Here is a 22,947-nt window from a genome sequence, read left to right on the forward strand (position 1 = left end):
ACATGAATACAGCAGCATTGAGGCTGGCAAAATTAGAGCTACTCCCCAAGTCGGCTTGAGTTGCCAACTTGGGATATCATTGCTAGTGTGACTACGACAAAGTCGGTTGGTAGTTATACCGCCAGTCTCCCTTGGTAATCACACTAGTACAAATTAGACTTTGGTTTCACACACGCTTAAACGTTATATCAAATCTCTAATAAGTATTGTTGATACAACACCTTATTGCGCTAACAGCCTATCGACACCCTTGTTCTTATTGACACGAAGGCATGGCTCGTTCTGCTAACACCCGGCACAGTTTCAACCTCTTTACCCACAGTAGTACAGTTTGCGCCACCGAGTTAAACCAAGATCAACGGATTAAAGCGTCGCTTCCAGATCACGATAACAAACGAGCAAGTCGTTCATTCTTAGAACAACATTGCATGTTCTGCCTAATGACTAATACTTAAACAATATTTCATTGATGAATCTCCTATGAGTAAACGGCACTATTCCCTCAGTATTCATATCACAAGCCTCTTTGTCATACTCAGCACTGTCATCGGTGCCGCGCTGATTTCCATCAGTTATTTTCATTCGCAAGAGCTTCTTGGGGTCAGTGCCAAAAAGCTCAGCCGCGAAAACAGCCGCAAACTGGAGTCGACGTTTAAAGGCAGTACTGGCCCCATTTTCACCACGCTCGATTTTATGGCGTTAAGCGCTGTCATTGATCAAACCGTTGCCCCAGTCAAAGCGCAACGCTTTCTTGCCTCACTCAACCTAATTTTTGAGCGAAACAAAGGGCTTGTAGCCCTGTTCTATGCCAATGATCGTGGGGATTTCTTTATGATAAGACCACTTCGGGATAACCGCTCCCGCGCCAAATTCGAGGCACCTGCTAAGGCGAGCATGATGATCAATTTCACTCAAGCTAACGGTCTTAATGAGTTTCATTACTTGGACGGAAATCATCAACGTATCGGGTTTCGATCATCCAATGACAATCAATTTGACCCCCGCGTCAGACCATGGTTTATCAACTCGGAGCTCGATGGTGACATTAGGCTAACCGAGCCCTATTTCTTTTACTTTCTAAAAACCAATGGCGTCACCTTGTCTCGGCGATCACTGGATGGGAAAAAAGTGGTGGCTGCTGACTTCACCCTGACGTCGTTATCCGAACAAATCAGTCAACTGGGTTTTTCTGAGTCATCCAAGCTTGTGTTGTTCGACAGCCAGTTTAGGCCGCTTGCGCAGCATCAGTCAGGCGTTGATCTCACTTTAGAACCATCGGACATAGACAAGCAACTCAAACAAAGCCTGTTCGCGCCAGTCCTGTATCGCAATAGCAGTCAGGTATTACACCACTCTTTAGAACGAGACCAAACCGATTGGTCTATTACCCTCACCAGAGTGGTGCTCAATAAGCATGTACATCTGCTATTGGCTGAGGCAACACCTAACAATGATCTGTTATCGACGTTGCTCTCCATGCGTGACCGTCAGGTAAGTATGGCAATACTCATGCTGGTGCTGAGTTTCTTGATTGTCTGGATAGTGGCGAAGCGCCTTGCAGTGCCGCTCAACAACTTGATGACGCTAACCGATAACATTGCACGATTTGAATTTAAAAAAACCCGTTACCCAAGGAGTGCGCTCAAAGAAGTGACTAATTTGACCAAGTCGATAGAATTGATGGAGCATACACTGCACGACTTGTTAAGATTACTTAGAGAAACGGCAAGTAACCAAGACTTTTCGGTGCTCGCCAAGACGATTGCCCATCAGAGTTACTTAGTAACCCACGCAGAGACGATTATTCTCTACACCTTCTCGGAACAAGAACAGAGTTTTGACATAGCCGCGAATCACGCCATCATTCCTTTCAAAATCGATTTAAACACTTTCCTCAGAGAGACCCCTTGGTTAGAGCCCAATTTAAAAAAAGGCGAACTGGTCCATCTCACTCGTGACGACAATATCTTTCGTCAATATCAGGATTGCCTATATAACTCAGACCTATATCTCTTTCCTTTACTCAATCGTGAAAAGCATCTGGTGGGCGTGCTTTTGTTGGGGTATGAACGCGCCATCACATCCACTCAAAAAGATAAGCACTCATTTTTAAAAGAATTGTTAAGCTTTGCGGAGATCGCCAAAGAAAATATCGACAAAATGCAACAACAAAAAGAAATGATGAACGCCTTCATCGAATTGATTGCTTCTGCTATTGATACCAAATCGCCATACACGGGCAGCCATTGCCAACGGATCCCCGAATTGACCAAAATGATCACCGATGCCGCTCAAAAAGACGGCGTGTACTTCCCACATTTCACTATGGATGACAAACAATGGGAAGAACTCGAGTTGGCGGCGTGGCTCCATGATTGTGGCAAAGTCACAACACCTGAATACGTTATCGACAAAGCCACTAAATTAGAAACCATTTACGACCGTATTCATGAGGTACGAATGCGGTTTGAAGTCTTAAAGGTGCAGGCTGAAGCGGATTACTGGCGCGGTAGAGCACAAGGCGGTTTGGAACCCGACTTGAAAAAAGTACTGGATCAGACACAGCAATCGCTTGATGATGACTTTTATTTTGTCGCCCAATGTAACATCGGTAGTGAACAAATGGCCACCTCAGCGATTGAACGACTGCAATCAATCGCGCAACGCCAATGGAAACGGACATTAGACGATCAAGCTGGAGTGTCTTGGATAGAAAAACAGCGCGCGGGTAAGCCTGCCTCGTTGCCCACCATGGAGGCAATGTTAAGTGACAAAGCGGTACACGAGATCCCATGGCCCAATAACGAAAATCCCAAACACATGTGGACAGAAGACTTTGTCCTAGTCTCTGGCGAGTTAAAATATCACCGTGGAGAGTTGTACAACCTGTCAATCCAGTACGGCACGTTAAACGAGGAGGAAAGGTTTATGATCAACGACCATATTATCCAGACCATTACGATGCTTCGTCGCCTCCCTTATCCAGAGCACCTCAAAAACATTCCTGAGATCGCGGGTGGTCATCATGAGCGAATGGATGGTAAAGGTTACCCACGAGGGCTAGATGGCGACGCCTTATCGATTCCGGCGCGAGCCATGGCCATTGCCGATATCTTTGAAGCACTCACGTCAAGCGACCGCCCTTATAAAACGGCAAAAAACTTGGCCGAGGCCTTGGATATCATGACCAACATGGCGACTTCAGGGCATATTGACCCTAACCTTTATCTCCTGTTTTTGGACAATGAGCTCGACCAACGCTATGCCGATCTCTTTCTTGATGAAAACCAAATCGTTCCCGTTGAACGCCACCACTACATCCAAAGTGTTAAAGCCCACCTCAAACTCAAGGTTGACCCTTAGAGCAAGTAAGTCAATGGTGGCTCGGTTTATCGTCGCTGGCTATCAATTCCCCCTGAGAAGTAAACACTCAGTGAATAAACTGACTATTGTTGCAATGAAAACCTTCACAAAGGTTGATGTCTGTCAAATTGTCGTAGACAATACGCCGCTGTATTGAGACTTATCTCCAATAGCTCAAACAGGTTTTGGCTATCGAAACAATAGGCATCACCTATTATCAATTTGAAAGTGTCGTTGATAGGGTTGGCGCCTTACGTCGCCATTTTGACTGGCACATGATCACGACCTCGTTTCTAAGGGACAGATGATGGTAATACCAGAAAACAGCAGCATCGTTATTTTTGGTGCTTCGGGAGACTTAACGTATCGTAAGTTGATCCCTGCTTTGTATCACCTTTACGCGAGTAAGCAGCTACCACAGAGCTTCGCTATTTTAGGTGTCAGCCGCACCGAATACAGTGATGAGTCTTACCGCGAAAAACTGAAGCAATCACTTCAGGAAATGGAAAAAACCGAGCCCGATATCTTAGATGCATTCATGGCTCACCTGCATTACCAAGCCATCAATACGTCTGATACCGCTGACTACAGCAAACTGGCACATCGCCTCAATCAACTTGCTGACAAATACCAATTTGAGCAACGCAATACTCTTTTCTATCTCGCTACGCCTCCAAGCCTTTACAGTGTCATCCCTGCGAGCCTTGCTGCTCACGATTTAAATAGCGAAAAAGAGGGATGGAAACGCCTAATCGTCGAAAAACCGTTTGGTTATGACTTGGCTTCTGCACAAAAACTAGACGACGACATTCATTGTCACTTTCAAGAGCACCAGATCTACCGTATCGACCACTACCTTGGTAAAGAAACGGTACAAAACCTTCTCGTACTTCGTTTCTCAAACGCGATGTTTGAACCACTGTGGAACCGTAACTTTATTGACTACGTTGAAATCACAGGTGCTGAGTTCCTTGGCGTTGAAGAACGTGGCGGATACTACGACGGCTCTGGCGCAGTTCGCGACATGTTCCAAAACCACCTGCTACAAGTGCTAGCAATGGTCGGTATGGAACCACCGGCACAAATTAACGCGGATTCTATTCGTGACGAAGTGGTGAAAGTGCTGCAATGTCTTAAGCCTCTTGAAGAAGATGACCTGCGTAAAGACCTAGTGTTAGGTCAATACACCTCGTCTGACGTTCGTGGCCAGCACCTACTAGGTTACCGTGAAGAGCCCGGTGTCGCAGACGATTCTCGTACTGAGACATACATCGGCTTGAAAGCGCACATCAACAACTGGCGTTGGAATGGCGTACCATTTTACGTACGTACGGGTAAACGTTTACCCACACGTGTGACTGAAATTGTGATTCACTTTAAGAACACGCCACACCCAGTGTTTGGTCAAGATGCACCAGAGAACAAGCTGATTATCCGTATCCAACCGGATGAGGGTATTCAGATGAGCTTCGGCTTGAAAGAGCCAGGCGCTGGCTTCAAAGCAAAAGAAGTGAAAATGAACTTCTCTTATTCTGACTTACCTGAAACTCAAATGCTGACCGCTTATGAGCGTCTTCTTCTTGATGCACTCAACGGTGATGCGACTCTGTTTGCACGCACTGATGCGGTAGAAGCATGTTGGAAGTACGTTCAACCAATCTTAGACTTCAAGCAAGATCCTCAAGCGCTCTTTGGCTATGCTTGTGGCACTTGGGGCCCTCAGCAAGCCGATGAGCTTCTGCAACGTGATGGCCGCGCATGGCGTTTCCCATGCAAAAACTTAACAGACACGGATTATTGCGAACTATGATCAATCACAAGATCTTTGCAACGCCTGAACTGGTCGTTGAAAACCTAGCAAATGAAATGAAAGCATACAGCGAGCAGGGTGAACCTGTTCATATCTCACTGTCTGGTGGCAGCACGCCAAAAATGCTTTTCAAGCTTTTAGCGGGGGCACCCTACGCGGAAGGTATTCAATGGAATAACCTTCACTTCTGGTGGGGCGACGAACGTTGCGTGGCACCAGACGATGCTGAAAGCAACTTCGGCGAAGCGAATACACTGTTGTTTTCAAAACTAAGAGAGTTTTCTCAAGTAAACATTCCTGCAGAGAACATCCATCGCATCCGTGGTGAAGATGAGCCTAAAGCAGAAGCAGAGCGTTTCGCAAAAGAGATGGCAGACGTGATTCCAACTGAAAACGGCACGCCTGTGTTCGATTGGATTCTGCTCGGTGTTGGCGCAGACGGCCACACGGCGTCACTATTCCCGGGCGCAACTGACTACCAAGATGAGAACCTATCTGTATTAGCTTCTCACCCAGAGTCGGGCCAGATCCGTGTTTCTAAAACAGCGAAAGTTTTAGAAGCAGCAAAACGAATCAGCTACCTCGTACTGGGTGCAGGTAAAGTTGAGATCGTTAAAGAAATTCATACCACTCCGGCTTCAGAGTTGCCTTACCCGGCAGCGAAAATACAGTCTAAAACTGGCGAAACAGAGTGGTTCCTAGATTCAAATGCAGCAAGTGCTATTGCATAAGTGCGAATAGCCGCAAGGAGATAAAATAATGAACGGTGATATCGGTGTAATTGGCCTAGCAGTCATGGGGCAGAACCTTATCCTAAACATGAACGACCACGGCTTCAAAGTTGTGGCTCATAACCGCACTGCTGCTAAAGTAGACGAGTTCCTAGAAGGCCCAGCGAAGGGGACTAACATTGTTGGTGCTTACTCTCTAGAAGAGCTCGTTGAGAAGCTAGAAGCGCCACGTAAAGTGATGCTTATGGTTCGTGCTGGTGACGTTGTAGATACGTTCATCGATAAGCTTGTACCACTTCTAGACAAAGGCGACATCATCATTGATGGTGGTAACACTAACTTCCCAGACACGAACCGTCGTGTTGCTGCTCTTCGCGAAAAAGGCATCCACTTCATCGGTACGGGTGTCTCTGGTGGTGAAGAAGGCGCTCGTTTTGGTCCTTCTATTATGCCAGGGGGTTCTCCTGAAGCTTGGGAAGCGGTTAAGCCAATCTTCCAAGGCATCTCTGCAAAAACTGACGCTGGCGAGCCTTGTTGTGACTGGGTGGGTAACGACGGTGCTGGTCACTTCGTTAAGATGGTACACAACGGCATCGAATACGGTGACATGCAGCTGATCACTGAAGCATACCAGTTCATGAAAGATGGCCTAGGTATGTCTGCTGACGAGATGCAAGCAGTATTCGCTGACTGGAACAAGACTGAGCTAGACAGCTACCTAGTTGAAATCACGGCTGACATCCTTGGTTACAAAGATGAAGACGGTGAAGCGCTCGTTGAAAAGATCCTAGACACTGCAGGCCAAAAAGGGACGGGTAAATGGACAGGTATCAACGCACTAGACATGGGCATCCCACTGACTCTAATCACTGAGTCTGTCTTCTCTCGTTGCCTGTCAGCACTTAAAGACCAACGTGTTGACGCGGAGAAACTGTTCGGCAAGACTGTTGCTCCAGTCGAAGGCGACAAGCAAGAGTGGGTTGATGCAATTCGTCAGGCTCTACTGGCTTCTAAGATCATCTCTTACGCTCAAGGTTTCATGCTAATGCGTGAAGCGTCGAACGAAAACGGCTGGGATCTAAACTACGGTAACGTTGCACTGATGTGGCGTGGCGGTTGTATCATCCGCAGCGCCTTCCTAGGCAACATTCGTGATGCTTACGAAGCGAACCCAGAGATCGCATTCCTAGGTTCAGATGCCTACTTCAAAGGCATCCTAGACAACTGCATGGGCGCTTGGCGTAAAGTGGCAGCTAAGTCTATGGAATCTGGTATCCCGATGCCATGTATGACTTCTGCACTAACGTTCCTAGACGGCTACACGACAGCGCGTCTTCCAGCGAACCTGCTACAAGCTCAACGTGACTACTTCGGTGCTCACACTTACGAGCGTACTGACCGTCCACGTGGTGAATTCTTCCACACAAACTGGACTGGTACAGGTGGCGACACTGCTTCTACAACTTACGACGTATAACCTCGTCTAAGCTGGAGGAGTGCGGTATTTATTCATACCGCAAACTCCAACTATACTAAGAGAACAATAGAGGATGTTAACTGAGTTAGCATCCTCTATCATTTGTCGCCTACTGTCATCGCACCGTGCTCGACAAGGTGCCTGTCTTGTTGAACGACATGTGTTTTAAAGATAGTGCTGAGGTTCTGGTATGACTTTCAATAAGTACTTTGTCTTTGTTTCTAAAGCTTTGCAAACGGAGATGAACAAGGAAAATGAACGTAAAAACCACAAAGAAACTCAACGTCAGGCTTTCGTTAAGCAAGCGCAGCAACACGGCGGACTGATCCGCTAATCTGTGCAATAAACGGCACCGCAGAGTGCCGATTTCATCATCACTCGTTCGGGTGATGCTCAGTCTTTGCCATCTGCGTTAACCCAACATTACGTGGGCTTGGACCTTATCATGCCGAGTGACCTGAGTTTGCGGTAAATGGTATTCCTGCTGATCCCAAGGACTCGCGACACCTTACTGATATTGCCGTTATACGCCCGATAGGTATCAACCAACTTGTTGTTGAGCGTTGACGTTAATCCCTGCTCTTCACTGGGTTGATGGGTGATGTCGCGACATAACAGAAGCTCAGCCAAATGTGCAGGCACCTGATCAAGGCCAATGACCTTATCATCGCTGGCCAGCAGTGTCGTCACTTTGAGCAGGCTGTCTAACTCTCTCAGGTTTCCCGGCCATTCATAGTCCATTAAGCGGTCCATTAGTATAGGGTCCAGCGTTTGCGGCTGTCTCTGATACTGGGCTTGGATAGACTCAATTAAGGCGGCCTTATCTTCACGCTGAGATAGGCGAGGTAAAGTCACTGATAAGCCATTAAGTCGGTGATAAAGGTCTTGGCGAAAGCCACCCTCTCGCACCAATTGGCCCAGATCCTGATGGGTAGCCGCAATGATCTGAATATCCACAGGTTGGGGTTGACCTGATCCAAGGGGCATGACTTCTTTATCCTGAATCACCGACAGCAAACGAGTCTGAGCTTGCAATGGCATCTCACCAATTTCATCAAGAAATAAGAAACCTTTGTCCGCTTGACGAACTCGTCCAATCGCACCATCTTTATTCGCCCCCGTGAACGCGCCACCAACATGACCAAACAACTCAGACTCAATCAAATCTTTGGCCAATGCCCCACAGTTGACGGTCACCAAAGGCTGCCCTCTGCGTGCACTGTGTTTATGCAGCGCCTTAACAAACTCGCCCTTGCCCACACCGGTTTCTCCAAGCACCAACAAGTTGATGTCGTGACCGATGATTTTATGAGCCAACTGCCACGCCCGTTCAACACGATGGTCACCAAAATGCAGATCACTGGCCACACTAAGCCACTTTTTCGCACGTGGTTTGGCATGCAGTGCACGTTTCTCATACACTAAAGGCTGCTGGAGTAACGATTCAATCGGTTCACCAATCAAAGGGCCCTGTGGTAACATTTGGATCGCGACCTGATTGTGTGCCACAACGTGACCATTTTCGTCAGCAATCACAATCCCCTGCCAGCCACTTTTCAGTACCGATTCATGATGGGCCAAATCAATCTGAAAAGCGCCTTGAGGGCTATGTTTCAATAATTGGTTTTCAATCCGCTGAACCATATTTTGCACCAACACCTGCACCGTCACATCATGTTTACTCTGCTCACTGGTGATATCCAAAATACCGATGAGTGTGCCGCGATGATCGAACAATGGACTGGCCGAACAACTAATAAAACGATGTTGTTTGATAAAGTGCTGTTCACCAATAATAGAGATGGCTTTTTTTTCAATCAACGCGGTACCTATCGCGTTGGTTCCTTTGATGTTTTCCTGCCAGCAATGACCACTTTCCAGTGCAATGGACAAAAGTTGCTGTCGGAACTTTTCTTGTCCCCAACTGGCGAGTATTACCCCTTCTGCATCGGTCAGAATCAACCGGCTATCGCTACGCGACAATACCTGATTAAACAAGGGCAGCGCACAATACTCGACCGCTTCGATGAGGGTTTGAGCTTTGAAGCGACGCTCTTTCAACAGAGCGCCAGACAAACTGACACCTTCAGGCGGCCTTATTTGCTGAAGGCCCGCTTCCATGCTTCTTTGCCAAGAATAGGAAAGCCATTGATCGGATTGAAAGGTTTGTAATTCCATACCTGTCCCATTTGTGAACAATTACAGTGTGCCATTATGGAACAGTGAAACAAAATTCTCGACTAGTTCCTATGCTCAAGCCAAGCAAACCACCATTACAAACACTTGATATACTTGGCATTAACTTATGACTATAACAATATTTTAACAACTGGTCTGTATCTTGCTTCGTCGTCTCAATCGCCAATCATGTGTTGCGTTGTTAAACGGTGTTTCAGCGCACACTTCGACACAGAGAATAAAGGAAAGACCTATGATTTATGCACAACCGGGACATCAAGACTCCATCGTCAACTTAAAATCGCATTATGACAACTTTATTGGTGGTGAATGGGTCAAACCGGTGTCCGGTCACTACTTTGAGAACATCTCTCCGATCAATGGCCAAGTCTATTGTCAGGTCGCTCGATCCACTCAAGCGGACATCGACCTTGCGTTGGACGCAGCACATAAAGTGCGACAAAGTTGGGCCACAACGAGCGTCGCAGAGCGCTCAAATCTATTGCTCAAAATCGCCGACCGGATTGAACAGAACATCGAAGAGCTCGCTGTCGCCGAAACCTGGGAAAACGGTAAACCTGTTAGAGAAACGCTCGCCGCTGATCTCCCCCTAGTGGTCGACCATTTTCGCTACTTCGCCGGATGCATCCGTGCTCAGGAAGGCAGCGCTGCAGAATTAGAGGTCAACACAGCCAGCTATCATTTCCCTGAACCCATTGGTGTGGTGGGACAAATCATTCCATGGAACTTTCCAATGCTCATGGCTGCGTGGAAGCTCGCACCAGCTCTAGCAGCGGGATGCTGTGTGGTTCTCAAACCCGCCGAACAGACACCCGCTTCCATCCTGATGTTGATGGAAAAAATTGGTGACCTTATCCCAGCGGGTGTCGTCAATGTCGTCAATGGGTTTGGGTCAGAGGCAGGTCAAGCGCTCGCCTCCAGTCATCGGATCGCCAAACTCGCATTCACCGGGTCGACGGAAGTTGGCCAGCGCATTCTCAAATGCGCGGCAGACAGCCTAATCCCATCGACCGTGGAGCTAGGTGGTAAATCCCCCAACGTCTATTTCCCAGATATTTTTGATCACGAAGACGAATATCTGGAAAAATGCATCGAAGGGACTCTGCTGGCATTCTTTAATCAAGGTGAGGTCTGTACTTGTCCTTCACGTGTGTTGGTCCATGAAGCGATTTATGATCGGTTCGTCGCTAAGCTATCAGAACGAGCCAAACATATTCGTCAAGGCAACCCCTTAGACAGTGATACGCAAGTTGGCGCGCAGGTCTCTCAAGAACAGTTTGATAAAATTCTTAGCTACCTAGAGATTGGTCGTCAAGAAGGGGCAAAAGTACTGTTCGGTGGCGATGTGGCTAAGCAACAAGGCGATATTGAATCAGGCTATTACATTCAGCCAACATTACTGGAAGGCAACAATAGGATGCGGGTCTTCCAAGAAGAAATTTTTGGGCCTGTGATTGCGATTACCACCTTCAAGGACGAAGCAGAAGCCCTCGCAATTGCCAATGATACCGAGTATGGCTTAGGGGCCGGCGTATGGACCAGAGATGCCAATCTCGCTTATCGTATGGGCCGTAATATCGAGGCCGGACGTATTTGGATCAACTGCTACCATGCCTACCCAGCGCATGCGGCCTTCGGCGGCTACAAAAAATCGGGTATCGGCAGAGAAACCCATAAGATGATGCTAGACCATTATCAGAACACCAAAAACCTGCTCATCAGCTATGATGTTAACCCGCAGGGCTTTTTCTGACCGCCGTATCCTGAGTCAAAGAGCGCGCCAAACGCGCTCTTTTTGATCTCATCACCTTACCAGTAGACCTGAGCAAAGAAATACACCGTCATCACGACACTGGATAAGCCAACAAACCTTTTAATCAACGCTTGAGGGACAAGGCGAGATACGCGCGCCGCCAAATAACCACCAACAAGTGTCCCTGACATCACGGTCAACCCTCGTGGCCAATCTATCGAGCCTTGCACCACAAAAACCATGATGGCGGTCAACGACACGCAAGAGGAAATCAACAGCTTGAGTCCATTCATCTGGTTAATGTCTTGATTCCCAGCTAACACCAAGTATCCCAGTACAACCACCCCCAGTCCGGCATTAAAAAAACCGCCATATATGGAGACCGCCACCAACAATAAGGCAATACAAAGAGCAGACCAACGCGGGTTAAGGGACAGACGTTGCGAGAGAGTGTCGAATCCAGTGCTCATAGACTGACCGAAAAAAAACAACCCAGTCGCGAACAGCAGTAACCAAGGAATCGCGCCAACAAACACGCTTTCCGACACCGTCAGTAACAAGTAGGCACCGACACCACCACCGAGTAAACTCAATAACACCATGGCGATGAGCGAGTGTCGATGTTGCGCGATGTCTTGTTTAAAGACATAGGCACCACTGAGGTAACCCGCGCAAGCGGCAAAGGTATTGGTCGCGTTGGCGACAATCGGTGGAACCCCGACGAACAACAAACTCGGGAAAGTAATAAAGCTTCCTCCGCCTGCGACGCTATTTAACACCCCGCCCAACACACCCGCACTAAACAGTAATAACCATTCCATCGTTATGAATCACATCAAGATTATTCACTCAATGTACCCCGATTCTGGAGTAAGGTAAATATTGAGCGAACGGTCTCACGTAGACCTATTGAATATCCTGAGCAATGGTTTTCCAGTCTTCGAGTTTTTCACGATAATGTTTTGTTTGCTTATCGCTCACCGAATTGATCATTTTAACGATGTATTGATTCGCCACCGACTGGTTATGATCTATTTTTTGTTCAAGTTCAGGCGAATAAAAGCTGGCTGGGTTAAACAGCAGCGACTGAAGATGCGACTGCAAATAGCCTCTTTGCATACGATGGTTCAGCAAATCTTTGATTTCTATACGCATGTCAGTTTGGTAATCAATCCAGTCATAAGCGGTCACCGACAGCTCGGCACTCCATTGATCGATGAGGGCATCCTGCTCTGGGGTCAAGTAGCCGAACCAATCATCAACGTTGTCATGAATTTTCTCTAGGTATTTCTGCCGTATCTGTTTGTCCGACAGAGGCTGATACTTGTTTTTGTAGCGGGTATGCCTAACACGAATGTTGTCCATCAATTCTTCCGCTTGCTCATCGGATAATTCACCAACAAACGTCAAAACCGCAGGAGCCACCTGCTTGACTAATCTTTGGGTATGCTGCTGAAAGAGTTGGCGTTGCACGTCCAAATCCGCTTCAGAAAATCTCTTCGGGTCGAGGGCAATCAGTTGATCTAAATGTTCGATATAGTTAGGCACTTCTTCTCGTCGGTGCCATTCACTGAGGCGATCAATTTTTTTGCTCACCCAGTCTTCCTGTTCGTCATTTAGCTCAACAAAATTGTCCAAATAATCAACCAGTAGCCAATCGATGTTATTGTAGACAAACTTGGTACTGCATCCTGTTAGTACCACAGCAAGCACTAACATTAATCCCCATCGGTTCATCATCCATTCCCTCGTCCATCAATGCTGAGTGCATTATTCATATCGCGCCACGTCAAACCAGACGTTATGTGGCTACCTTTCAAGCAAATTAAATACCAAGATGATTGTTCTATTGCAGAAAACAGCGCGCCGCCCTGACTTATTAATAGAAAATAATCTTGGATCGGCGTAACCGTTGAACGTCATACGCTCAATGACACCGATAGGAGCAATCCGATGCCTGCTTTCCCTTTGAATGCGTGCTGTCTACGACACTAGAATACGGTGAAAACGGCCGTCAACACCAAAGGTTGTGCAAAACAAGCTGATATTTTCAACTGACTACTCTATTTATAAATGAGACTCGCTGACTTTGCGCCAAAAATTGCGACCAATAAAACATTGAACGACGCCCTTAAGCAGGCCGCCATCCACCACTAAGTGAAAGAAGGAATGTAGAACGTTGGTTCGTGTTTACAGGGGATGGATCGTAGGGAAATTGCTCCGCTGTATTGATGCACTCACATACTCCATCTTGATAGCCAGAAAAGTAAGTGCCTGCGTCCTATGTGCGACTATATTGATAAACTCAAGCACAGCGAGGATGTCAGTAAGGTGCCATGCCGCCAACGGTTGGCTTTGGTCGCCGCACTGCACAGCGGCGATGGACTCAACGCCAAGCCGTGGCACTAGGGAGCCACAAGGTGAAACGCCCAAGCTCCCTCAACGCTCTCTATTTTGGTGTTTTGGGCGGCTGGGGGGCCGGGCCCTTATTGTGAGGCATTTTTCTGGCGACGCCGTCCGAGTCAATAATAGTGACTTCTGACCCTTTTTTCTGGTTGAGATACTCGGGTGTGTTGGCCTCTCTGACCAACTGAGCGAGTTCCACTTTGGGTGGCTGAGGTGCTGGTCCCTTGTCGTGAGTCGCTTTTCTGGCAAAGCTGTCTATCGAGTCAATGATCGTGACTTTTGACCCTTTTTTCCGGTTAAGGTACTCAGGTGTGTTGGCCTCTTTGACCAACTGAGCAAGCGCTGGTTGAGGGGCTGGACGCTTCGCGGATTTCGCCTTTTTGTTTTTAGAGCGCACTGCTGACTGGTTTTTGGCATCATTAAATTTACCAATGTCGAGGCGGCGAGACGCATCGACATTGCGAGCCGTTTTAACACGAAAAGATAAGGTCGGTGACTCGTTGGTCTTTTCAAGAGACGGCTTTGATGAGGAGATGATCTGGGGTAGTCGCATAGTGGCTCCGAGGTCCTTAGTGGATGCAACCGTCAGTCTTGCACCGTGACCGGTAAAATTCACCAGACTAATTGCGAAAGATTGTGAAAAAAGCGGTCAAGTTCATCCACCCCAGAGTGTTGATTGGGTTAACGACCAACAATGCACCAGCTTTTGAAATCGCTAGAATACGGGACAATAATGCCAACGTCAGGATGTGGAGGGCGCTTGAAGTGGTGCCCCACGTCATCGATAGCGGTTCCGTCAATCTGGGGGCCACTTCAAGATATCCCCTACTTAGGCGTTTGGGCTTATTTTTGGACATTGCTGTGCTAGGCTCTTCCCTAAATGAGTCTCTAACGGATAACCTCAAGTAATACAGACTTTCAAACAAGTTGACTAACTCAGCCGTTACAGGTAAAAATCAGCCGATAAAAAAGTAGATACTGTCTTGATACTTATGATTAATTAATGAAACTAACACCAAATTTTGGGGAGGGTTACATCATTGTTCACCTCGTTAATGATTGTCCTCACTTAGCTCATTGTCCAAAACCGCTGGGGCAGAGCACTCCCCCTAATTGTACGAAGAGTTTACCAAGGCCATAACACCTAACAGTATAAAAATACTGCCAGACCACCTTGAGAAGAAATCAACCCAATTACTTCTTGCTTGAAACTTTTTCTGTAGATGGCTCGCCATCAAAACACTTAAAAGATCCGCGCTGCTAAACATTAAATTCGTAAAAACTCCCAAAATAAGTAGTTGCAGCCAAACAGCAACACTTCCTGCTTCATTCACAAACTGTGGAAGAAAAGCAAGATAAAAAATTGCGGCTTTAGGATTCAAAACATCGACAATGACACTATCAATGAACGTTCTTTTAGGAGAGGTAATATTGCTTTCACAAGAAGTAATCCGTAACTTTTTTGTTAGATAGATACGTTGGAAACCCAACCAAACAAGATAGAGAGCTCCTAGCTTTTGAATAGCAGAATAGAGAAAAGGATGAGCTAAAAGCATCGAAGACAAACCTAATACAGCTAAAAGCACATGAAAATACCCTCCTATATGAAGGCCGAAAGCGGCCATAATTCCTACTTTCTTCCCTCCTGACAGTGCTTGAGCAATACTGTAAAGCATTGCTGGACCGGGCATAAACGCATATAGCAACGTAACAAATAAGTAGGTATACATTTCTGTCGTTGAAATCATTCTCCACTCTCCAAGCTATATTTAAAGTCAGAAAATGTTGAAGCTAACTCACCTACTACATTACTCGCCTCCTTCAAATTATAATTACCTTGTAGAACGCCAGCGATTACCTCAGCTAAAACAACTATTTGACTTTGTGTGATCCCTAAACGAGTAATTTCTGTTGCACCAAAACGTATCCCCGATAACAACTCTCTATCCTCAGGGAGTGGGACTGCATTAGCAAAAACCCCAACATCAGCGAGACGATAACATGCTAAACGAGCGCCTTCTCCTTGAGTCCATTTCAAGACAACTTGATGAGTTTCAGTAAAGCCCTCATCAGAACAGAGGACATCCAATCCGTGCGCCTGTAAATTACCAGCAAGTTGCCTAGCATTAAGTATCCCCTGCGCCATATATTCAAGGCCATACTCCTTTAGCTCTAAGCATGAGACCGTCAGGGCAGCAATTCGATTAAGTTGATGTGAACCAGTTAACTTTGGGAATATAGTCGTGCTAACCGGAGAAGAGAACTTTTCCGAGTTCCAACAAATTACTCCTCCCTGAGGGCCACTAAATGTCTTTCCTGTCGATGCAGTGTAAATATCAGCTCCCAAAGATAAGGGGTTTAGATAAACGCCACCAGCGATCAACCCTGCTTGGTGTGAGCCATCAAAAAGTAACATCCCTCCCCAACGAGAAATAATGTCTTTTATCTCTTTTACAGGAAAGGGAAAAAGGTTGAGACCTGCACCTAAACTTACTAATTTCGGTTGCCTAAACTTCGCCATGTATTCAAAGGCGTTTAAATCAATTTTGAGGGTATTCGGATCCACGGGAAGATCTGAAATGGAGTAGTTCAAGACCCCTGGGGGGCCTAAACTATGGTTACTAGAGTTACCACCATAAAATGTATTGAGGGTGGACATGTCTGATACTTTGAAATGGTTTTTGAGAGCTGCGTAGACAACCGTATTAGCATGAAGCCCTCCTAAAAGCCTGGGGTCTGCATGATTACATTCAAATAATTCCTTAAGTAATACAATGCAAAGCGCCTCTATTTCATCAGCTTGATCAAGCCCTGTAAAAAAACGGTTATTTCGTCCAATAGAACCGCCTGAGGCTCTAGATCCCAAGTCACAACTTAGTAGTTGCCGAGCTTGTAAACTCATAGGTCCTTCTGCTGCCACAAGGTTTATTCCTGTCTTCACTCTCACAGTATCGTGGCGTTCTATTAGAGCTCTTAATTTTTGATAGAGCTCTTTAGAAGTCGAACAACCAAGTAAGACAGAAGCATCATTCAGAATATTCATGTCATGCATTTGTTTGTTGATAATCACTTTCTAACTTCCCTTCTCACGGGCGTTGTTGATCAAATCGGTTTCAAGATCAACGACGCCATATGTAACTTTCCGTTAGCTTCGAACAGGCATATCTAGTCCTATGACTTTGTTTATCGCTTTGACATTCGCCATGATTTCACCCACTTGAGCGTTATAACATCTCAGGCTCAATTTACCGCTGGTGAGTCCTTTATATCGAGACATTGCGGTCTCAGATATTGAGCGATAGTGATAACCAGACTCGGATTTCTACTCCGCTATTGTTCCGTTTTTCAGACCCTCTACTGCTTCATTTCTAGGATGCCCATCTTCCCAAAACGCTGCATTCTTTCGAGGTGGTATCAACGGAGTACAGCCTTTATTTTTCAGAGTATTGTGGCAACTTTTTGTGTCATATGCTCCATCGGCATATTCAGCATCGCTCTTTCTACGTAAAGGGTTGAGTAACGTTGGCAGCTCTTCGCTATCACCAACATTGACCAGACTGACCTCGGCACTAATGGCTTCATGGGTATCTACATCAACGGCTAAGTGCAGCTTGCGCCATGTTCTACGTTTTTCGGCACCGTGTTTCTTCACCTTCCACTCACCCTCACCAAAGACTTTGAGACCCGTCGAGTCAATGGCTATATGACGAATAGCCCCTTTAGATTTATGACGGTATTTGACCTGAACTGTCTTCGAGCGTTGACTGATACAGGTGTAGTCTGGGGACGTCAGTGGAACATCTAATAACTCAAAGATAGAGTCGATAAAACCTTGAAGAGGACGCCATGGTAGTGAGATATCCCTTTAATCATCAAGGCCGTTTCAATCGCTCTGAAAGCCTCTACCACGCTTACCATGATGGGTTTTGCATCGCCATGCCTCTACGGCTGTATCATCTACCCAGAACGTAACCGAGCCCGGTTTGCACAAAGCCTTATTGTACTCCGCCCAGCTAGTTATCTTCTTTTTCGCCTTACCCATGCTGTCACCGCTCAAACCATCATAAAGGATCAGATCGCAGGTCTCGCGAAAGGTTCAACTAATATAGGCAACAACGCCGAACAACCAAGTAAACAGCGACGACTGCGGCGGCTATAATTCGCTTTGTTATCTTTTTATTTTAAAACGGCTATTTATACCGCAATGTACTTTTGGCACCTTCTTTTAAAGAAGGTAAACTTGCCGACACTTATATGAAAAAAAACAATAGTAAATTTCGGCTGAGAAAGAATTTAATCTTACTTGATCAAAAACTACGCATCACTGTTATTTGTGCCTATTTACATTGCGTTCTGCCTCATCATCAGTTTACGCGCAGTGCGCAATTATATTGGCTCTAGTTAGAAACCTAATAGATCAGATAGCGGTTATGGAAAAGGTTTAATAAAATTTAGGCTACAACGCTCTCCTATTATACCTAATAAGGTGAACTAGAGGCCGGTTAACTCCTTTTTTACGGTTCTGTTAAAAACGAGGTACATTATTGCAGCCATCATTATAATTGTGCCACCTATGACCGTGCGTAACCCCACCTCCTCAGAATAAAAAACCCAAACTAAAAATGGGCCTAACGGTATCTCAGCTAATCCTATTAAAGCTGCCGATATAGCAGTTGTCCGAGAAACTCCTATTAAATAGACACCGAACCCTAGACCAACATTCGTCACTCCATACGCAACTAACCAATAATAGTCACTGGAAAAACCATTAATATGACTCGAAAATGGATATACAATCAGTGCGCATAAAAAGGCAGACAAGTAGGTTGATTTGGCAACTTCAGCCGTTGGATAGTACTTTGCTATTATTGTCAACAACGCCATAAAAAATGTCATCCCAAATGCTAATAATAAGCCTAACTGGTCGTCGAGATCCGTGGTCCCCCACATAATAAATACCACACCAAGCATAGATATGATGCAACAAAACAGCGTGGTTTTATTGATTTTTTCATTAAGGAAAATGACAGAAAGAACAAATGTCGATAATGGCATCAACCCATATACAAAAGAAACATTCGCCACTGTTGTATAAAAAAAGAAGCAATAAAACAAAGCATACCTGCGGTAACAATAATACCAATAATTAGTTCACCTTTGGTAAATATCAACATACGGCGACGCTTAATTGGTGTGCTAATCAAATAGTAGATAAATAACACGCATATCCCGCCGAATACCGATCTCCAAAATAAAGTTGTCGGAAAATCGGTAGATATTATTCTGGTAAATAACCCTGCTGTACTCCATGCAAGGGCCGCAAAAAACACCATGACATTTCCCATTGACATATCCTAGTTTGATGAACCATTTTTAGCACTAATAAATAGCGAAAGAAAACTTTAATCTCGTTCTACAACTTCACGCTCTATATTTCCAATTCCTTCTTTATTGCGTAAGAATATCTTCTGTCGAATAAAATATATACTTAATGATATTTGCTCTCTAATAGTATAGGCAACTGATAATTTACGTAATATTTTTTTTGGTAGTTTTTCGATTTTTCCTGAGCCCGTAATTCTGTAAATTACAGGTAGATGTGAGCCATACCAAAATTTATAAAGAACAAAAGGATTAATCAAGTGACGTAATCTTACATTACACCCAATTAACCTTGCCATTTCTGGCATATATTGTTCATAATCGACTAATCCTTTAATATTTGGCGTGAGACACATAGCACTTTCCTCATGTTGACGATCCCTCTCTATGATATCTTTAATCGCCACAATATCATGATCAGCCTCTTCTTCAGCCATCGTAGAGAATAACCTTCGCATCTCAGCTGTAGGTGAAGCTAAAGCTGCTTTATTTAATTGAGCTTCTCCTGGGACAGAGTAGTGATAAAGCATCGAAACAAAATTTATGTAATTAGCTTTTGTTGCTTCTTGCATAGCCACTGCAATTTTATTAGACCCTGATTCAGCTATGTCTTTTAGTTCCTTAGTGGTTTTTAATATTAGCTCGGACTTATCCATTATGTTCCCTCTATCTTTGAATGATTCGAAAGAAGCGTTAAATAACGTAAGAAAGTAAAATGAGCTAAGAGAATAAACTAAAATACCAATTATATTAATAAATTATAAATAATTTATTAATATTAAATCTTTACATACAGTAGCATTGCAGGCTATGAAAATTATCAGGCCTATACTAAATATCAGGGTGGGCGTGCACAAGTTCGAACAGTTTTATAAATGGCGATGATGTCAGCCATGCAGTGCAATCCTGTTTTTAAAGCGACTTACACTCGATTAGTTGAGGCAGGAAAACCGAAGAAAGTCGCCATCATAGCGTGTGTTAGAAAGATGGTGGTGATCTTAAATTCAATGTTAAGAGATGGCGTCATGTGGGATGAAAACATTACTAAAAATTAGTTATTGACGCCATAGTCGTTTGTTAGCACACTATTACTCACTAGCCATCAAGCGCGAACTAAGCCCCAAAAATATCACGCCCAAGATCCCATCAACATGACGGCTCAGACTAAATGTCCCACTGAAAAAAGAACTAAGCTTGCTAAATACCAATGAAAATATCATGTTCATAATTAAAGCGATGACACTTAGCAATAGACCTAGAACTAGAATTTGTGATGTTAATTCGAGCTGTGAGTTCGTAAATTGTGGCAAAAACATACTAAAAAACAGGAGAGCTTTCGGATTCATTAAGTTATTCAAAAGACCTTGAGACATTAGCTGTGTCGTAGTCAAAGATCTGGTTTTCTCTTTTCCTTTCACTACTGCATCATTATTAAACCATGATTTCAACATTTTAAGACCAAGCCAAGCAAGGTACATTGCGCCTACTATTTTTACAAACCACGCAACTGCTGGCACAGCTTGCATAAGTTGACCTAGACCGAAAGCAACAAGAACCGTTTGAATAAGCCCGGCAATAAATATACCTAGTGTGACCGAAGCTCCTGACTTAAATCCACGTATAGAAGAGTATGTTGAAATAAGCAACAAATCCGGACCGGGCGAAATGACAAGAAAAAATGCCGATATAAAGAAAAGTGGTAAGATACTTAAATCAATCATGTTTATCCTATGTTTCCCTAGTGTGCTAACATTCTTAATAACAGGCTGGCTTGTTTTGTCGCTAGCCTAACTTTCAACCAATCTACCATAACACTATAAAAAACAAAGTATATTAACCTTCAAACAAAACGAGCTATCACTTCCGCACAAAACAAGCCATTTTCCATACTCAGACCACCTTCAAATTTAATAAACGGTATAGAGACACACAAAAAAGCAGTAAAGATGGCAAGCAAGTTTTTAGACGATATCCGACGACAAATGCGATTGCACGGCTACAGCCTAAAAACAGAAAAAGCCTACCTGTATTGGATAAATACGTCATTCATTTACACTTCCCCCCTTCAATATACAGTCGACGTTTATGGTGGAGGTATTTATGAACCACCGCCAGACGATTCAATCATTGACCTTCATCACCCTCGTGGCTAAAGCATGGAGTTATTGCCAAAGAAAGGCCATTCGCTTCCAGAAAATTATTCTTGATAATAAGGTTTTTTATCACGAGATTATTCATGAAATTTGCTGCCAAAGGCGTAGACAACCACATCCACACCAAGATCTCACTCAAATGTTTGTGCTATCTTCTGGCACAGATACTCGCCGATAGGAATGGCTGAGGTCGCGGCTGGACTGGGCGCATTGCAAACGTGTAAACTTCTCTTGCTTTGAGCAAAAAGAAAATCGTGTACTAACGTACCGTCTTTAAGCACCGCTTGTGCTCTTATACCCGCGGGATACGGCTGCAAGTCTGCGGCAGACAAGTTCGGACAGTATTGCTGCACTCGATTCAAGTACCCCCGTTTCCACCATGAATTTTTAAACTCACAGAGGCCAGTTTTCAGGTGCCTGCTCGACACGCGCCAGAAACCTTTAAAGGTCAACATCTCCCATGTGTCTTTCGGGCTGAAGTTGAAACGAGAATAACCTTCCCTTTTCCATCCCTGTACCGCATTTGGCCCGACCGTGACACGGCCATCTATCATTTTGGTCAAGTGCACCCCCAAAAAAGGCAGTTCGGGATCAGGCACCGGATAGATGAGGTGTTTGACAATGTTATCGTGGTCACGGCTCAGTTGGTAGTACTCGCCGCGGTAAGGAACAATCCGAAAGTCGGTTTCAATCCCGAGCATCTTGGTCATGCGATCGGCCATAAGACCAGAACAGGTGATCAGATGGCGAGTGGCAATTTGGGCGGTTTTTCCGCTCTCTAACAGGCAGGTTAACCAAATTTCATTTTTCAGCTCTTGCGCCGCGACCAGTTCGGTACTCAGACGCACTTCACCTCCAAGCTCGATAAATTCCTCAGCCAAGTGATGGGTAACGGTTTGGTAGTCAACGATGCTGGTTTGTTTGACATAAATGGCCCCTAACCCTGAGATGTTAGGTTCGACATTTTCTAGCGCGGCTTGCGTCAACAGCTCCACATCAAGGTCATTTTGCTGACAACGGCGAAACAACGCCTGCATTCTTTCGAGTTCCCTCGCAGTGGTTGCAACAATTAATTTACCGCAGTTCTCTACCGCAATGTTATGACGCTGGCAGAAATCAAGGGTAGCCTGAGCGCCACGCTTGCAAAAATCAGCCTTTAGACTGTCTGGAGGGTAATAAACCCCAGCATGAATGACACCACTGTTATGCCCTGTTTGATGCTGGGCAAACTCTGCTTCTTTCTCTATCAGTAGAATGCGTTTGTCTGGATATTGTCGCTTTAGTTGCCAAGCGGTTGAGGCCCCGACAATACCCCCACCGACCACAATATAGTCATACATGAGTTTACCCTGAGTGATGTCATTGCTCCGCCATTTTAGCCATAAATCAACATCAAAACGTCTAGTTGGTGCACAGGTATAGAAGGTCACATCATCGCGACACTCACTAAGGAAAAAGGTCTGGGTAAAGAAAAACTCTGAAGAACCCGATCTGACAGGGCTTATATTGCCCAAAAGACTGGAGATGACAGACACAAAAAAGGAGAGCCTAAGCTCTAATGCCGTTCACTTAAGATGAGCGGCATTGTTCTTTCTAGGGTATCTACTTGGCTTTTTCTTTACGACTCTAGGGAAGGATCTTTGCCGTCTTGGTTCTAGGATTAAGCTCTCGCT

General features: G+C 45.2%; 19 protein-coding genes and 2 pseudogenes. 9 read left to right on the plus strand and 12 right to left on the minus strand.

Going from position 1 to position 22,947, the window contains the following annotated elements; all coding sequences use genetic code 11:
• The first annotated feature begins 480 nt into the window (after positions 1 to 480).
• The 5 genes from HLM86_RS19720 (at position 481) to HLM86_RS19740 (ending at position 7,715) form a co-directional block, all read left to right on the plus strand.
• Entirely contained in the window at positions 481 to 3,363 is a 2,883-nt protein-coding gene (locus tag HLM86_RS19720; protein ID WP_170883799.1) for an HD domain-containing phosphohydrolase, read from the plus strand.
• A gap of 307 nt (positions 3,364 to 3,670) precedes the next feature.
• On the plus strand, positions 3,671 to 5,173 hold the full coding sequence (zwf, locus tag HLM86_RS19725; RefSeq protein ID WP_076590113.1) for a glucose-6-phosphate dehydrogenase: 1,503 nt from the start codon (positions 3,671 to 3,673) through the stop codon (positions 5,171 to 5,173).
• Positions 5,170 to 5,904, plus strand: a complete 735-nt coding sequence (gene pgl, locus HLM86_RS19730; protein WP_170883807.1) for a 6-phosphogluconolactonase — start codon at positions 5,170 to 5,172, stop codon at positions 5,902 to 5,904. The genes zwf and pgl overlap by 4 nt, the downstream gene beginning before the upstream one ends.
• 28 nt (positions 5,905 to 5,932) lie before the next feature.
• Positions 5,933 to 7,381: a decarboxylating NADP(+)-dependent phosphogluconate dehydrogenase gene (gnd, locus tag HLM86_RS19735; protein ID WP_076590115.1), complete on the plus strand. Its 1,449-nt coding sequence runs from the start codon at positions 5,933 to 5,935 to the stop codon at positions 7,379 to 7,381.
• Between the two features lie 190 nt (positions 7,382 to 7,571).
• Entirely contained in the window at positions 7,572 to 7,715 is a 144-nt protein-coding gene (locus HLM86_RS19740) for a hypothetical protein (RefSeq protein ID WP_170883800.1), read from the plus strand.
• An 89-nt stretch (positions 7,716 to 7,804) separates the two neighbouring features.
• Here the strand turns inward: HLM86_RS19740 and HLM86_RS19745 are convergent, their stop codons facing one another.
• Positions 7,805 to 9,559, minus strand: a complete 1,755-nt coding sequence (locus HLM86_RS19745) for a sigma-54-dependent Fis family transcriptional regulator (protein WP_170883801.1) — start codon at positions 9,557 to 9,559, stop codon at positions 7,805 to 7,807.
• A 253-nt stretch (positions 9,560 to 9,812) separates the two neighbouring features.
• Here HLM86_RS19745 and exaC point away from each other — a divergent pair, with 253 nt between their 5' ends.
• Positions 9,813 to 11,333, plus strand: a complete 1,521-nt coding sequence (gene exaC, locus HLM86_RS19750; protein ID WP_076590117.1) for an acetaldehyde dehydrogenase ExaC — start codon at positions 9,813 to 9,815, stop codon at positions 11,331 to 11,333.
• A 56-nt stretch (positions 11,334 to 11,389) separates the two neighbouring features.
• Here the strand turns inward: exaC and HLM86_RS19755 are convergent, their stop codons facing one another.
• From HLM86_RS19755 to HLM86_RS19765, 3 genes are all read right to left on the minus strand, one after another.
• Positions 11,390 to 12,154 carry a sulfite exporter TauE/SafE family protein gene (locus HLM86_RS19755; protein WP_170883802.1) on the minus strand — a complete coding sequence of 255 codons (765 nt, stop codon included), beginning with the start codon at positions 12,152 to 12,154 and terminating at the stop codon, positions 11,390 to 11,392.
• A gap of 85 nt (positions 12,155 to 12,239) precedes the next feature.
• Complete coding sequence (locus tag HLM86_RS19760; RefSeq protein WP_254868851.1) at positions 12,240 to 13,073, minus strand: DUF6279 family lipoprotein; 834 nt, start codon at positions 13,071 to 13,073, stop codon at positions 12,240 to 12,242.
• A 709-nt stretch (positions 13,074 to 13,782) separates the two neighbouring features.
• Positions 13,783 to 14,292, minus strand: coding sequence for a hypothetical protein (locus HLM86_RS19765; RefSeq protein ID WP_076590121.1), 510 nt, complete (start codon positions 14,290 to 14,292; stop codon positions 13,783 to 13,785).
• Positions 14,293 to 14,375: 83 nt separating this feature from the next.
• Here HLM86_RS19765 and HLM86_RS19770 point away from each other — a divergent pair, with 83 nt between their 5' ends.
• Positions 14,376 to 14,648, plus strand: coding sequence for a hypothetical protein (locus HLM86_RS19770; RefSeq protein WP_170883803.1), 273 nt, complete (start codon positions 14,376 to 14,378; stop codon positions 14,646 to 14,648).
• Positions 14,649 to 14,848: 200 nt separating this feature from the next.
• Here HLM86_RS19770 and HLM86_RS19775 read toward each other — a convergent pair whose 3' ends face one another.
• From HLM86_RS19775 to HLM86_RS19795, 6 genes and pseudogenes are all read right to left on the minus strand, one after another.
• A complete protein-coding gene (locus HLM86_RS19775) occupies positions 14,849 to 15,487 on the minus strand; it encodes a LysE family translocator (RefSeq protein ID WP_170883804.1) in 639 nt (212 codons plus the stop codon).
• Entirely contained in the window at positions 15,484 to 16,809 is a 1,326-nt protein-coding gene (locus tag HLM86_RS19780) for a serine hydroxymethyltransferase (protein ID WP_170883805.1), read from the minus strand. Before HLM86_RS19780 ends, HLM86_RS19775 begins: the two co-directional genes overlap by 4 nt.
• A gap of 75 nt (positions 16,810 to 16,884) precedes the next feature.
• A pseudogene (locus tag HLM86_RS19785) lies at positions 16,885 to 17,781 on the minus strand (IS5 family transposase).
• 449 nt (positions 17,782 to 18,230) lie between these two features.
• On the minus strand, positions 18,231 to 18,824 hold the full coding sequence (locus HLM86_RS19790; RefSeq protein WP_290313232.1) for a DMT family transporter: 594 nt from the start codon (positions 18,822 to 18,824) through the stop codon (positions 18,231 to 18,233).
• Positions 18,794 to 19,084, minus strand: coding sequence for a hypothetical protein (locus tag HLM86_RS20280; protein WP_254868853.1), 291 nt, complete (start codon positions 19,082 to 19,084; stop codon positions 18,794 to 18,796). The genes HLM86_RS19790 and HLM86_RS20280 overlap by 31 nt, the downstream gene beginning before the upstream one ends.
• Before the next feature lie 57 nt (positions 19,085 to 19,141).
• The gene (locus HLM86_RS19795) at positions 19,142 to 19,777 is read right to left on the minus strand and encodes a flavin-binding monooxygenase-like family protein (RefSeq protein ID WP_170883806.1); all 636 of its coding nucleotides are present in this window, start codon (positions 19,775 to 19,777) and stop codon (positions 19,142 to 19,144) included.
• Positions 19,778 to 19,954: 177 nt separating this feature from the next.
• Between HLM86_RS19795 and HLM86_RS19800 the strand changes: the two are divergent.
• A pseudogene (locus HLM86_RS19800) lies at positions 19,955 to 20,176 on the plus strand (IS110 family transposase); the annotation flags it as partial.
• A gap of 33 nt (positions 20,177 to 20,209) precedes the next feature.
• Here HLM86_RS19800 and HLM86_RS19805 read toward each other — a convergent pair.
• Positions 20,210 to 20,842, minus strand: a complete 633-nt coding sequence (locus HLM86_RS19805; protein ID WP_076590124.1) for a LysE family translocator — start codon at positions 20,840 to 20,842, stop codon at positions 20,210 to 20,212.
• Positions 20,843 to 21,067: 225 nt separating this feature from the next.
• Between HLM86_RS19805 and HLM86_RS19810 the strand changes: the two genes are divergently transcribed.
• Entirely contained in the window at positions 21,068 to 21,274 is a 207-nt protein-coding gene (locus HLM86_RS19810; protein WP_076590125.1) for a hypothetical protein, read from the plus strand.
• A gap of 131 nt (positions 21,275 to 21,405) precedes the next feature.
• Here the strand turns inward: HLM86_RS19810 and lhgO are convergent, their stop codons facing one another.
• The gene (lhgO, locus tag HLM86_RS19815; protein WP_076590199.1) at positions 21,406 to 22,614 is read right to left on the minus strand and encodes an L-2-hydroxyglutarate dehydrogenase; all 1,209 of its coding nucleotides are present in this window, start codon (positions 22,612 to 22,614) and stop codon (positions 21,406 to 21,408) included.
• Positions 22,615 to 22,947: the final 333 nt, after the last annotated feature.

This window comes from Vibrio ostreicida (assembly GCF_013074385.2).
In the GTDB taxonomy this organism is placed as follows: Bacteria; Pseudomonadota; Gammaproteobacteria; order Enterobacterales; family Vibrionaceae; genus Vibrio; species Vibrio ostreicida.